Genomic DNA, 11,827 nt, shown 5'->3' on the forward strand with positions numbered 1-11,827 from the left:
ACGACCGGCCGGAATCGCTCACCCGGGATAGACCGGCGCGGTCCCCTTGGTGATCTTCTGCCACTGGCCCGCCGACGGGAGCCGGACGATGCCGTCCACCGAGTACGCCACCAGCGGCACCCGGTCGTCCGGGGAGGCGGTGACCGCCTTGACGCCGGTCAGCGCCGCGGGCTGCGGCACATCGGGCGTGGAGCCGTCGACCTCCACGTAGCGCATCTGCTCCACGCCGCCCTGCTCGCGGCCGACCACGACCAGCCGGCTGTCCCCGGTCCACGACATGGCGGTGACCTGCTCCAGTTCGGGGGCCGCGGAACGCAGTTCCAGCACGGTGACCGGGGAGCGTTCCGCCGTTCTGCCGTCGGGCCTGCTGCGCTCGATCCGCCCGATCAGCAGGGACCGCCGGTCGCCCTTCTCGACGACGAGGGCGATCCGCACCCCGTCGGCGGCGACCCGGACCGCCCTGATCCGGCCGTCCAGCCCCGGCGTGCGCACCTCCATCGGCTCCCCGGCGCCCTCCTCCAGGAGCAGCAGCCGGGGCGCCTCGGGGTCGCGGTCCGCGATCCACAGGCCGCCGCGGGCGTCCCAGCTGGGCGCCGTCAGCCGGTCGGTCTCCCCCTTGCCGGCACTGCGCAGCACCGGCTCGCCGAGGGACCCGCCCGACACCAGCGACCCCACGTACAGTGCCTTGCCGTCGAGGGTGACCCCGGCGGCGGTGTGCTCGTCCCAGGCCACGCCCACCGAGCGCAGCTGGTTCTCCCCCTCGCCCAGGGCTCCGGGCACCGGCTCGGGTTCGGTGGCGTCGGCGCCGGCGGCTATCCGCACCGCTCGCTGTTCCTCGTCGAGGAAGTACAGGTACTCGGGGCTGTGCAGGGAGCCGCGGGTGGCGACGGCCTCGGCGCTCTCCTGCGCCAGGGAGCAGAGTTCCCGGCCCCCGGAGCGCAGCTCGACCTCGTCCACCGCGGGAGTGGTGCTGCGCACCGTGAACAGCAGCTGGGCCGCCATCTCCTCGCAGCGGCTGGTGCCGACCTGGGCGGCCCTGCCGTTCAGCGGCACGACCAGACGGCCGCGGTCGTCCGGGGTCAGCGGTCCGGCCCCCTTGGCGAGCGCCGTGCCGGTGGGGAAGCCGGAGCGCACCACCGGGTCGAGCCAGGTCGTGGGGCCGGTCAGGAGCGAGCGCACCATCTGCGTCGTGGGGTCCACGTGGCTTCGCACGTAGACGGGGTCGGCGACCGCCATCGGCGGCTCGTCGCGGGACGCGCCGCCGGTGTTGGAGGCGAAGTAGTACTTGTTGACGGACATGTAGTTGCGCTCGAAGTCCGACTGCCCCATGACGACGCCCTGCGGCACCGCGTCGATCCTCCACTGCCGGGTCTCGGGGTCACGTATGAGGCGCAGCAGCTTGGTGTACTGCCCCGAGGACGGGTTGAACGCCTGCTGCGCGTCCACGGTGGCGACCTCGCGGCCGGTCAGGGTGAAGGCGACCTCGTCCTCGGTGTCCCGGACCGGGGTGCGGACGGTGGCGTTGGGTCCATCGGCCAGCACGGTGGTGGACCGTTCCGGCTGCCAGGTCTTCGCCGCCCGGGGTGTCAGGTACATCCGGGCGGTCTTGTACTGGGGGTCGTCACTGGTGAGGGCCTCGAGGAAGCCCTGCACCAGCTGGGTCGGCGTCGCGTCGTCGCTCGGCGGCATGGCGAACACCCGGACCTGGGCGTCCCGGCGGGGCGTGGACTCCACACCCCGCAGGTCGCCGCTGTCCGGCATCGACGCGCATCCGGCCAGCAGGACGGCGCCGCCGGCGGTGAACACCACCGCCCGCCGCCGCGTCCACCGCCCGCGCCGCACGCGCTCACCGCCGCCCACGCGAAGCCTCCTCGTCCCCGGTCCTGTCCCTGGTCGTGCCCTTGGTCGCGCCCCGGGGCGCGCTGGTCCCGTCGCCGTCGCCGTCTCGGATGTCCCCGTCGCCGTCGCCGTTCCGGATGTCCCCGTCGCCGTCGCGGGCGCCGTCTCCGGCTCCCCGCGGGCCCGGGTCCGGGCGGGGGTCCGGGTCCGGGCCGGATCCCCCGGCGGCACCGCGGCGCGGTCCGGGCGAGGGGGCCGACAGGGTGTCCGGTGCCTCCGCCGTGCGGCGGGGGGCCGCGGCGGGCCGGGCCACCACGCGCGCGCCGTTGCCGGGCAGCGCCGTCGGGTCGGCGGTGGGCGGCTCGGCGGACGTCCGCGGCACCAGCGGGTCCCGGGAGGCGTGGGTCTGCCCGGTGGTGCCGGGCGGGTGCACGGGCACCGTGGCCCGCTTCTCACCGTCGCCGCCGCGGGGCAGGCCGGCGTCGTCCAGGCCCCGGTTGCGCCGCGAGTCCTTGGGTTCCAGGGCGATGGGGGATCCCCGCAGCGGCTCGTCGGCCGTCCGGGGCAGCGTCAGCCGGAACTGCGATCCGCCGCCGGGCTCGCCCCACGCCTGGAGCCAGCCGCCGTGCAGCCGGGCGTCCTCCAGGGCGATGGAGAGTCCCAGGCCCGTGCCCCCGGTGGTGCGGGCGCGTGCCGGGTCGGCCCGCCAGAAACGGCTGAAGACGCGCGTGGCCTCCCCGGGCTTGAGCCCGACGCCGTAGTCGCGCACGGCCACCGCGACCGCGCCGCCGGCGGCCGCCAGCCGCACCACGACGTCCTTGCCCTCGCCGTGCTCCACGGCGTTGACGACGAGGTTGCGCAGGACGCGTTCCACCCGCCGCGCGTCGGCCTCGGCGACGACGGGCTGCTGGTCGCCGAGGACCCGGATGCGGGTGCCCTTGCGCTCGGCGAGCGGCTCGGCCCCGCCGACCACGCTGCGGACGACGTCGCGCAGGTCGATCGGCTCCGCCTCCAGCGCCGCCGCGCCCGCGTCGAAGCGGCTGATCTCCAGGAGGTCCGCGAGCAGCGACTCGAAGCGGTCCAGCTGGTCGGCGAGCAGCTCGGCCGACCGCGCGGTCACGGGGTCGAAGTCCTCCCGGGCCTCGTGGATGACGTCGGCGGCCATCCGCACCGTGGTGAGCGGCGTCCGCAGCTCGTGCGACACGTCGGAGACGAACCGGCGCTGCATGCGCGAGAGGTCCTCCAGCTGGTTGATCTTCAGCTGGAGGTTCTGGGCCATCTTGTTGAACGCCTCGCCGAGCCGGGCGATGTCGTCCTCGCCGGTGACCTTCATGCGTTCCTGCAGGCGCCCCGCGGAGAGCCGTTCGGCGATCCCGGCCGCCATCCGCACCGGGGTGACCACCTGCCGCACCACCAGCCAGGCGATGGCGCCGAGCAGCACGACGACGAACAGCCCGGCGGTCGCCAGGGTGGTCTTGACCAGGCTCAGCGACTTCTCCTCCTGCGTCAGCGGGAAGAGGTAGTACAGCTGGTACGGGTCGCCGTTGGGGTCGTTGACCTGCTTGCCGATGACCAGTCCGGGCTGGGACGGCTCACCGTTGAAGTAGACGATCCGGGTGTAGCTCTGGGACGCGGCGGTACTGCCGTCGAGCCGCTCCCGCAGGGCCACCGGGACGCTCTGCGCCGGGTCGACGTGCCCGGAGGCGCGCGGACCGCGCCCGCTGCCGCTCTCGGTGCCGGCGGGCAGCGTGACGACGTCGAAGGCGCCCTGGCCGCCGCTGGAGAGGGATTCGACGAGATCGCTCATCCACTGGATGACGCTGGTCGAGGAACGCGTCCCGTCGACCGCTCCGGCGTCGTCGATGACGCTGGCCGCCTCGTCGGACTTCTGCTTGGCCACGGCGAAGCCGCCGGTGGCCTGGCTCTGCGAGGCCTTCACCTTGGCGTCGAGCAGGCCGTTGCGCACCTGGCCGATCACCACGAAGCCCAGCAGCAGCACCACGCCCATCGACATCAGCAGCGTGGTGGCGACGACCTTCAGCTGGATGTTGCGGCGCCACAGCCGCATGACGGGCAGCAGCGGCCGGCGCACCCAGCGCACGAACAGCCGGATGACCGGGCTGCCCTGGACCCCGCCCCGGAGCAGCCCGCCCTCCAGCAGGCGGCCCCAGCGGGAGCCCGATGTACGGTCCCGGCCGACAGGCCGCCCCGGACGGCCCCCGGAGCGGCCGGACGCCGAAGCGGCGCTGTCACCGGACATGTCAGCTCGGTCCTGCCTTGTACCCGACGCCACGGACGGTCACCACGATCTCCGGCTTCTCCGGGTCCTTCTCGACCTTGGAGCGCAGCCGCTGGACGTGCACGTTCACCAGCCGGGTGTCGGCCGCGTGGCGGTAGCCCCAGACCTGCTCCAGCAGCACCTCGCGGGTGAACACCTGCCAGGGCTTGCGGGCCAGCGCGACCAGCAGGTCGAACTCCAGGGGCGTCAGGGCGATCGACTGCCCGTCCCGCTTCACGGAGTGACCGGCCACGTCGATCACCAGGTCGCCGATGGCGAGCTGCTCCGGGGCCGGCTCCTCCGACCGGCGCAGGCGCGCCCGGATGCGGGCGACCAGCTCCTTCGGCTTGAACGGCTTCACGATGTAGTCGTCGGCGCCCGACTCCAGGCCCACGACGACGTCGACCGTGTCGCTCTTGGCCGTGAGCATCACGATCGGCACCCCGGACTCCGCCCTGATCAGGCGGCACACCTCGATGCCGTCCCGGCCGGGCAGCATCAGATCCAGCAGCACCAGGTCGGGTTTGGCCTCGCGGAAAGCGGCCAGCGCCTTGTCACCGTCGGCTACGAAAGACGGCTCAAAACCCTCACCACGCAGCACGATGCCGAGCATCTCGGCCAGTGCGGTGTCGTCGTCGACGACAAGGACTCGTCCCTTCATAAACGACATCATCCCATTAGCTCATCGTTACCTGGCGTGACCTGGCACACAGCTCGGCAAGGGCCTCGGTGGTCACGGGCGAGACCGCGCCCTCTTCGGTGACGATCGCCGTCACCAGTTCCGGTGGTGTCACGTCGAACGCCGGGTTGTACGCCTGGGTCCCCAGGGGGGCCACCGGAATCCCGCCTCCCGCCTCCATCCCCGCCACCGGCACCTGCGGCGCCGTGACCTCGGTCACCTCGTGGCCGGAACGCTGCTCGACCTCGATGGACGCCCCGTCCGGGGTCTCCGGGTCGACCGTCGTCACGGGCGCCACCACGATGAACGGCACATGGTGGTACCGCGCGAGCACCGCGAGCGGATAGCTCCCCACCTTGTTCGCCACCGAACCGTCGGCCGCGATGCGGTCCGCCCCGATCAGCACCGCGTCCACCTCGCCCGCCGCGAACAGCGATCCCGCCGCGTTGTCGGTGAGCAGGGTGTACGCCATGCCGCTGCGGGCCGCCTCGTACGCCGTCAGGCGAGCACCTTGCAGCAACGGACGCGTTTCGTCCACCCACAGGCGCCTCAGACGTCCCGCCCGGTGCGCCGCGAGGGCCACCGCGAACGCCGTCCCCTCCCCGCCCGACACCAGCGAACCGGTGTTGCAGTGCGTGAGGATCCGGTGCCCGCCGCCGGACATCATCTCGTCCAGCAGCGCCAGCCCGTGCTCGGCCATCCGGGCGCTCGCCTCGGCGTCCTCCCGGTGCAGCTGCCGTGCCGCGGCCAGCGCCGCCCCGGCCGCCTGCCGCGCATCGCCGGTACGGGTCAGCGCCGCCCGGTACGCCTCCCGCGCCCGGCGCACACCGACCGCGAGGTTCACCGCGGTGGGCCGGGCGCTCTCCAGCGCCTCCGCCGCGTCGTCCACGTCGTAGCCCCGCACGGCGGCGAGCGCGACGCCGTAGGCGCCCGCGATGCCCAGCAGGGGCGCCCCGCGCACCGCGAGCGAGCGGATCGCCTCCACCAGGGCGGGCGCGTCCGTGCAGACGAACTCCACCTCCTCGGCGGGCAGCCTCGTCTGGTCGAGCAGGACCAGGACGGGCCCTTCGGGCGGCTCGTCCCAGCGGATCGCGGGGATACCGGTCGGCCGCCGGGGGTCTGCGCTGTGCGCGTACTGATCAGCCATGTCGCCAGTCTGCCCCCTGCGGCGCGCACAATTGAAGGTGTGCTGGTCCGACCTCGCCCGGACCCGGCACAACCACCCCATGGCACGATGGCTGCCACACTGCCGCCGCGCCCGCGGACGCGCACCGTGAAGGAGCGAGGATGAACGACACTCCGGGCTGGGCCTCGCCCGGATCCACACCCGACGGACAGGAGCCGTCCGCGCCCGGCCCGGCCGGCCCGGCGCCACGCCCCGGGGAGCCGGAACGGGCCCCGGGGGAACCCGGCGTGAAGTGGTCCAAGGAGCAGCCGCCCCCGAGCCAGTGGTCCACGCCCATCGGCCCGTCGGGCGCCCCGGGCCCCGGCCAGGCTCCCCCGCCCCCGCAGGGACCGGGCTGGGGCGGCACCCCGCCCGGCGGCCCCGGCCCCGGCGGTTACGGTCCCGGCGGCTGGGGCGGGCCCCCGCCCGCGGCGAAGCCCGGGATCATCCCGCTCCGCCCGCTGGGTGTGGGCGAGATCCTGGACGGCGCCGTCTCCACCATGCGCACCTACTGGCGCACGGTGCTCGGCATCTCGCTGACCGTCGCCGTCCTCACCGAGGTCGTCGCCGTCCTGCTCCAGGGCTTCGTCCTGGACGAGTCCAGCGTCGCGGTCCTGGAGGACGAGAGCGCCACCCTCGACGAACTGACCAGCGCCCTGGGCGACGCCCTGCTCACCTCCGGCGTGCTCTTCGTCGTGACGCTCCTCGGCACCGTCGCCGCCACCGCCCTGCTCACGACCGTCACCAGCCGCGCGGTGCTCGGCAGACCGGTCACCATCGGCGAGGCATGGCGGGACGCCCGCCCGCAGGTCGTGAAGCTGCTGGGCCTGATGCTGCTGCTCATGCTGATCACCGCGGCGGTCGTGACCGTCGGCGCGCTGCCCAGCCTGCTGGTGAGCCTCGCGGGCGGCGGCGGAGGCGCCGTCGCCCTGACCGTCCTCGGCCTCCTCGCCGCCGCGGTCGTCGCCGTCTGGCTCATGGTCCGCTTCTCGCTGGCCTCGGCCGTGCTGATGCTCGAGAAGCAGGGCGTCCTCAAAGCCCTGACCCGCTCCGCGAAGCTGGTCCGCGGCGCCTGGTGGCGCGTGTTCGGCATCCAGCTGCTCGCGATGATCATCGCGAGCATCGTGGCGTCGATCATCGTCATCCCCTTCACCGCGGTCGCCTCCGCCTTCGGCGAGGGCGGCGTCAACGGCTTCCTCGAAGGCAGCGGCGGCTTCGGCTGGACGTTCCTCGTCATCACCGGCATCGGCTCGGTCATCGGCTCCACGATCACCTTCCCGATCACGGCCGGCGTCACCGTGCTGCTCTACGTCGACCAGCGCATCCGCCGCGAGGCGCTCGACCTCGAACTCGCCCGCGCCGCCGGTCTCCCCGGGCAGGGCCCCGACGCCACCCCGGGGGGCTGACGGGGTGATCACCGCGGGGGGAGTTCTCACATCGGTCCAGGCGCTGCCGACGGCCGCCGGCAGCGCGGCACGCACCGTCCTGGGCGCCGAGGAGCCGCCCGTCACCATCCCGCGCGACCCCGCGCGGGATGCGGCCGAGCGCGAGCTGTCCAAGCGCATGTACCACGAGAACGAGCCCAGCTGGTTCCACAAACTCCTCAACGCCTTCTGGGACTGGGTCGGCGAACTCTTCGACACCGCGTCCGCCGCCACCCCCGGCGGCACCCTGGGCCTCGTCGTCGTCATCGCCGCCGTGATCGCCGTGGTGGGCGCCCTCTGGTGGCGGCTGGGCACCCCGCGGCGGGAACCGGCCTCCGCACCCGCCCTCTTCGACGACCGCCCCCGCAGCGCCGCCGAACACCGCGCCGCCGCCGAGGCGCACGCCGCCCAGGGCCACTGGAACAGGGCCGTCCAGGAACGCATGCGGGCCATCGTGCGCTCCCTGGAGGAACGCGCCCTGCTCGACCCCAGGCCCGGCCGCACCGCGGACGAGGCCGCCGCGGAAGCCGCCCGCGCCCTGCCCGCGCACACCGACCGCCTGCGCGCCGCCGCCCGCGGCTTCGACGACGTCACGTACGGCGGCCGGACCGCGACCGAGACGGCGTACCGGAGCATCGCCGGCCTCGACGACGACCTGGAACGCAGCAAGCCCAGGCTCGCCGGCACCACGGCCGGCGCGCACGGCACGCAGCACGACACCACCGGGGGAGCAGCCGGATGACGACCGAGGCCACACTCCCGTCCACCTCGGCCTCGCCCACCGCCCGTCAGATGTGGACCCGCTCGCGCGGCATCGCCCTCGCCCTGGTGCTGCTGCTCGCGGCCGCCGTCGCGATCGCCGTGGTCCGCGCCGACACCCGCCACGGCGAACTCGACCCGCGCTCCGCCGACCCCCACGGCAGCCGGGCCGTCGCCGAACTCCTCGCCGACCGCGGCGTGGACACCCGCGTGGTCACCACGCTGGACGAGGCCACCGCCGCGGCAGGACCCGACACCACCCTCCTGGTCGCCGTCCCCGACCTGATGACCCCCGGCCAGCAGTCCCGCCTGCACACCGCCACCGCCGACTCCGGCGGCCGGACCGTCCTGGTCGCCTCCGGCAGCGCCTCCGTGGAACGCCTCGCGCCCGGGGTCACCGCCGCCCCGGCCACCAGCCTCGCCTCCACGCTCTCCCCCGACTGCGCCCTCCCCGCCGCACGCCGCGCGGGCAGCGCCGACCTCGGCGGCCTGCGCTACACCACGGTCCACCCCGACGCCGACGAGTGCTACCCCAGCGAACGCCTGGCCACCCTGCTCCGCATCCCGGACAGCACCGGCGACGGCGACACCGTCCTCCTCGGCTCCCCGGACATCCTCCTCAACGACCGGCTCGCCGAGCAGGGCAACGCCTCGCTCGCCCTCCAGCTCCTCGGCTCCCGCCCTCATCTCGTCTGGTACCTCCCCACGCTCGCCGACGCCTCCGCCGCCTCCGAGGACGACCAGCGCGGCTTCTTCGACCTGGTCCCCTCCGGATGGCTCTGGGGCACCCTGCAACTCTTCGTCGCGGCAGCACTGGCCGCCCTGTGGCGGGCACGCCGACTGGGCCCGCTGGTCCCCGAGAAACTCCCCGTCGCGATCCGCGCCTCCGAAACCGTCGAAGGCCGCGCCCGCCTCTACCGCCGGGCCGACGCCCGCGACCGCGCGGCGACCGCTCTGCGCTCCACCGTCCGCACCCGCCTCGCCCCCCTCGTCGGCGTCCCCGTCTCCCAGGCGCACGCGCCCGAGGCCCTACTCCCCGCCCTGTCCACCCGCTTCCGCGGCGACGACGGGCAGTCCCTGCACGCTCTCCTGTTCGGCCCGCCGCCCGCCGACGACGCAGCACTCATCCAGCTCGCCGACCAACTCGACGCCCTCGAAAGAGAGGTACGCCGTCCATGATGGACCCGACCACTGACAACGCCGCGCACACCGGGGACCCGGCCGCCGCCCGGGCCGCCCTGGAGGCCCTGCGCGCCGAGATCGCCAAGGCCGTGGTCGGCCAGGACCCCGCCGTGACCGGCCTCGTCGTCGCCCTCCTGTGCCGCGGCCACGTCCTCCTCGAAGGCGTCCCCGGCGTCGCCAAGACCCTCCTGGTGCGCGCGCTCGCCGCGACCCTGGAACTCGACACCAAGCGCGTGCAGTTCACCCCCGACCTCATGCCCAGCGACGTCACCGGATCCCTGGTCTACGACGCCCGCACCGCCGAGTTCTCCTTCCAGCCCGGCCCGGTCTTCACCCACCTCCTCCTCGCGGACGAGATCAACCGCACCCCGCCGAAGACCCAGTCCTCGCTGCTGGAGGCGATGGAGGAGCGCCAGGTCACCGTCGACGGCACCCCCCGCACCCTCCCCGACCCCTTCCTGGTGGCCGCCACCCAGAACCCCGTCGAGTACGAGGGCACCTACCCCCTGCCGGAGGCCCAGCTCGACCGCTTCCTCCTCAAGCTGACGATCCCCCTGCCGTCCCGGCAGGACGAGATCGACGTCCTCACCCGCCACTCGCAGGGCTTCGACCCCCGCGACCTGAAGGCCGCCGGCGTCCGTCCCGTGGCGAACGCGGCCGACCTGGAGGCGGCCCGCGCCGCGGTCGCCCGCACCACCGTCTCGCCGGAGATCACCGCCTACGTGGTGGACATCTGCCGGGCCACCCGCGAGTCGCCGTCCCTCACCCTCGGCGTCTCCCCGCGCGGCTCCACGGCCCTGCTGGCCACCGCCCGCGCCTGGGCCTGGCTGACCGGCCGCGACTACGTCACCCCGGACGACGTCAAGGCCCTCGCCCTGCCCACCCTCCGCCACCGCGTGCAGCTCCGCCCCGAGGCCGAGATGGAGGGCGTCACGGCCGACTCGGTCATCAATGCCATCCTGGCCCACGTCCCCGTCCCCCGCTGATGGCGCTCACCGGACGCACCGCCCTCCTGGCGGCCCTCGGTTCCCTCCCGGTCGGCTTCCTGGAACCCGGCTGGACCGGCCTCCTCGCGGTCAACGCCCCCCTCGCGGTGGCGTGCGCCTGCGACTACGCCCTGGCCGCACCCGTGCGCCGCCTCGGACTGACACGTTCCGGGGACACCTCGGTACGCCTGGGCGACACCGCCGACGTCACCCTGACGATCACCAACCCGTCCGGGCGGCCCCTGCGCGCACGGGTCCGTGACGCCTGGCCGCCGAGCAGCTGGCGGCCCGGCACCGAGACCGCCGCCTCACGGCACCGCCTGGTCGTCCCCGCGGGCGAACGGCGCCGCGTCACCACGCGTCTGCGACCCACCCGTCGGGGCGACCGCGCGGCCGACCGCGTCACCATCCGCTCCTACGGCCCGCTCGGCCTCTTCGCCCGCCAGGGAACCCACCGGGCCCCCTGGACGGTACGGGTCCTGCCGCCGTTCGCCAGCCGCAAGCACCTGCCGTCCAAACTGGCCCGGCTGCGCGAACTCGACGGCCGCACCAGCGTGCTGACGCGGGGTGAGGGCACGGAGTTCGACAGCCTGCGCGAGTACGTCCCCGGTGACGACACCCGCTCCATCGACTGGCGCGCCACGGCCCGCCAGTCGGCCGTCGCGGTCCGCACCTGGCGTCCTGAACGGGACCGTCACATCCTGCTGGTGCTCGACACCGGCCGCACGTCCGCGGGCCGCGTGGGCGACGTGCCCCGGCTGGACGCCTCCATGGACGCGGCGCTCCTCCTGGCCGCGATCGCCTCCCGGGCCGGCGACCGGGTCGCGCTCCTCGCCCACGATCGTCGTACCCGTGCCCTCGTCCAGGGCCGCTCCGCCGGCGATGTCCTCCCGTCCCTGGTCAACGCGATGGCCACGCTGGAACCGGAGCTCGTCGAGACGGACGCCCGGGGCCTGGCGGCCACGGCACTGCGCACGACACCGCGCCGTTCCCTGATCGTGCTCCTGACGACGCTGGACCCGGCTCCCATCGAGGAGGGGCTCCTTCCCGTCCTGCCTCGACTCACCCAGCGCCACACGGTTCTGCTGGCGTCGGTCGCCGATCCCCACATCGCGCGGATGGCCGAGGCCCGCGGTTCGACGGACGCGGTGTACGAGGCGGCCGCCGCCGCCCAGTCCCACGCCGAACGCGAGCGCACCGCCGAGCAACTCCGCCGGCACGGCGTCACCGTCGTCGACGCGACCCCGGAGACCCTGGCACCGGCACTGGCGGACGCCTACCTGGCCTTGAAGGCGGCGGGGCGTCTGTAACTCCGGTCCATACCTGCGAGGGCCCGCGTGACATGCACGGGGGCTTTCAGGCACACCCCCGACAACGCAATAAGCCCCCGTGCCGAAAGGCACGGGGGCTTATCGCAATGATTGTTCGGCGGCGTCCTACTCTCCCACAGGGTCCCCCCTGCAGTACCATCGGCGCTGTAAGGCTTAGCTTCCGGGTTCGGAATGTAACCGGGCG

Annotated in this window: 9 protein-coding genes and 1 rRNA gene; 5 read left to right on the forward strand and 5 right to left on the reverse strand. The window is 74.2% G+C overall.

What is annotated here, in order from left to right; genetic code table 11:
• Positions 1–18: 18 nt before the first annotated feature.
• The 4 genes from AB0F01_RS23425 to mtnA all read right to left on the reverse strand — a co-directional run bounded on the left by AB0F01_RS23425 (position 19) and on the right by mtnA (position 5,943).
• A complete protein-coding gene (locus AB0F01_RS23425; RefSeq protein ID WP_362099038.1) occupies positions 19–1,761 on the reverse strand; it encodes an LpqB family beta-propeller domain-containing protein in 1,743 nt (580 codons plus the stop codon).
• Between the two features lie 85 nt (positions 1,762–1,846).
• A complete protein-coding gene (gene mtrB, locus AB0F01_RS23430) occupies positions 1,847–4,099 on the reverse strand; it encodes an MtrAB system histidine kinase MtrB (protein ID WP_362099006.1) in 2,253 nt (750 codons plus the stop codon).
• 1 nt (position 4,100) lies between these two features.
• Positions 4,101–4,790 (reverse strand): two-component system response regulator MtrA, encoded by a 690-nt coding sequence (mtrA, locus tag AB0F01_RS23435; protein WP_009188938.1) that lies wholly within the window; start codon positions 4,788–4,790, stop codon positions 4,101–4,103.
• A gap of 4 nt (positions 4,791–4,794) precedes the next feature.
• Entirely contained in the window at positions 4,795–5,943 is a 1,149-nt protein-coding gene (gene mtnA, locus AB0F01_RS23440; protein ID WP_362099009.1) for an S-methyl-5-thioribose-1-phosphate isomerase, read from the reverse strand.
• A gap of 140 nt (positions 5,944–6,083) precedes the next feature.
• On the opposite strand from mtnA, the gene AB0F01_RS23445 reads away from it, so the two are divergent.
• The 5 genes from AB0F01_RS23445 to AB0F01_RS23465 are packed head-to-tail and all read left to right on the forward strand — an operon-like array spanning position 6,084 to position 11,622.
• The gene (locus AB0F01_RS23445; RefSeq protein ID WP_362099011.1) at positions 6,084–7,367 is read left to right on the forward strand and encodes a hypothetical protein; all 1,284 of its coding nucleotides are present in this window, start codon (positions 6,084–6,086) and stop codon (positions 7,365–7,367) included.
• 4 nt (positions 7,368–7,371) lie between these two features.
• Positions 7,372–8,127, forward strand: coding sequence for a DUF4129 domain-containing protein (locus tag AB0F01_RS23450; protein ID WP_362099014.1), 756 nt, complete (start codon positions 7,372–7,374; stop codon positions 8,125–8,127).
• The gene (locus AB0F01_RS23455) at positions 8,124–9,323 is read left to right on the forward strand and encodes a DUF4350 domain-containing protein (RefSeq protein ID WP_362099017.1); all 1,200 of its coding nucleotides are present in this window, start codon (positions 8,124–8,126) and stop codon (positions 9,321–9,323) included. Before AB0F01_RS23450 ends, AB0F01_RS23455 begins: the two co-directional genes overlap by 4 nt.
• Complete coding sequence (locus AB0F01_RS23460; protein WP_362099041.1) at positions 9,323–10,312, forward strand: MoxR family ATPase; 990 nt, start codon at positions 9,323–9,325, stop codon at positions 10,310–10,312. Before AB0F01_RS23455 ends, AB0F01_RS23460 begins: the two co-directional genes overlap by 1 nt.
• Positions 10,312–11,622: a DUF58 domain-containing protein gene (locus AB0F01_RS23465; protein WP_362099020.1), complete on the forward strand. Its 1,311-nt coding sequence runs from the start codon at positions 10,312–10,314 to the stop codon at positions 11,620–11,622. The genes AB0F01_RS23460 and AB0F01_RS23465 overlap by 1 nt, the downstream gene beginning before the upstream one ends.
• Before the next feature lie 113 nt (positions 11,623–11,735).
• On the opposite strand, the gene rrf is transcribed toward AB0F01_RS23465, so the two are convergent.
• Positions 11,736–11,827, reverse strand: a 5S ribosomal RNA gene (gene rrf / locus AB0F01_RS23470); the annotation flags it as partial.

The sequence above is a fragment of the Streptomyces sp. NPDC029526 genome (genome assembly GCF_040637405.1).
Lineage (GTDB): Bacteria > Actinomycetota > Actinomycetes > Streptomycetales > Streptomycetaceae > Streptomyces.

Bases quoted from the DNA above. Each gene is read 5' to 3' on its own strand.
- AB0F01_RS23445 (WP_362099011.1), top strand. From the start codon at position 6,084: ATGAACGACACTCCGGGCTGGGCCTCGCCCGGATCCACACCCGACGGA.
- AB0F01_RS23465 (WP_362099020.1), top strand. From the start codon at position 10,312: ATGGCGCTCACCGGACGCACCGCCCTCCTGGCGGCCCTCGGTTCCCTC.
- AB0F01_RS23455 (WP_362099017.1), top strand. From the start codon at position 8,124: ATGACGACCGAGGCCACACTCCCGTCCACCTCGGCCTCGCCCACCGCC.
- mtnA (WP_362099009.1), bottom strand. From the start codon at position 5,943: ATGGCTGATCAGTACGCGCACAGCGCAGACCCCCGGCGGCCGACCGGT.
- mtrB (WP_362099006.1), bottom strand. From the start codon at position 4,099: ATGTCCGGTGACAGCGCCGCTTCGGCGTCCGGCCGCTCCGGGGGCCGT.
- AB0F01_RS23460 (WP_362099041.1), top strand. From the start codon at position 9,323: ATGGACCCGACCACTGACAACGCCGCGCACACCGGGGACCCGGCCGCC.
- AB0F01_RS23425 (WP_362099038.1), bottom strand. From the start codon at position 1,761: ATGCCGGACAGCGGCGACCTGCGGGGTGTGGAGTCCACGCCCCGCCGG.
- mtrA (WP_009188938.1), bottom strand. From the start codon at position 4,790: ATGATGTCGTTTATGAAGGGACGAGTCCTTGTCGTCGACGACGACACC.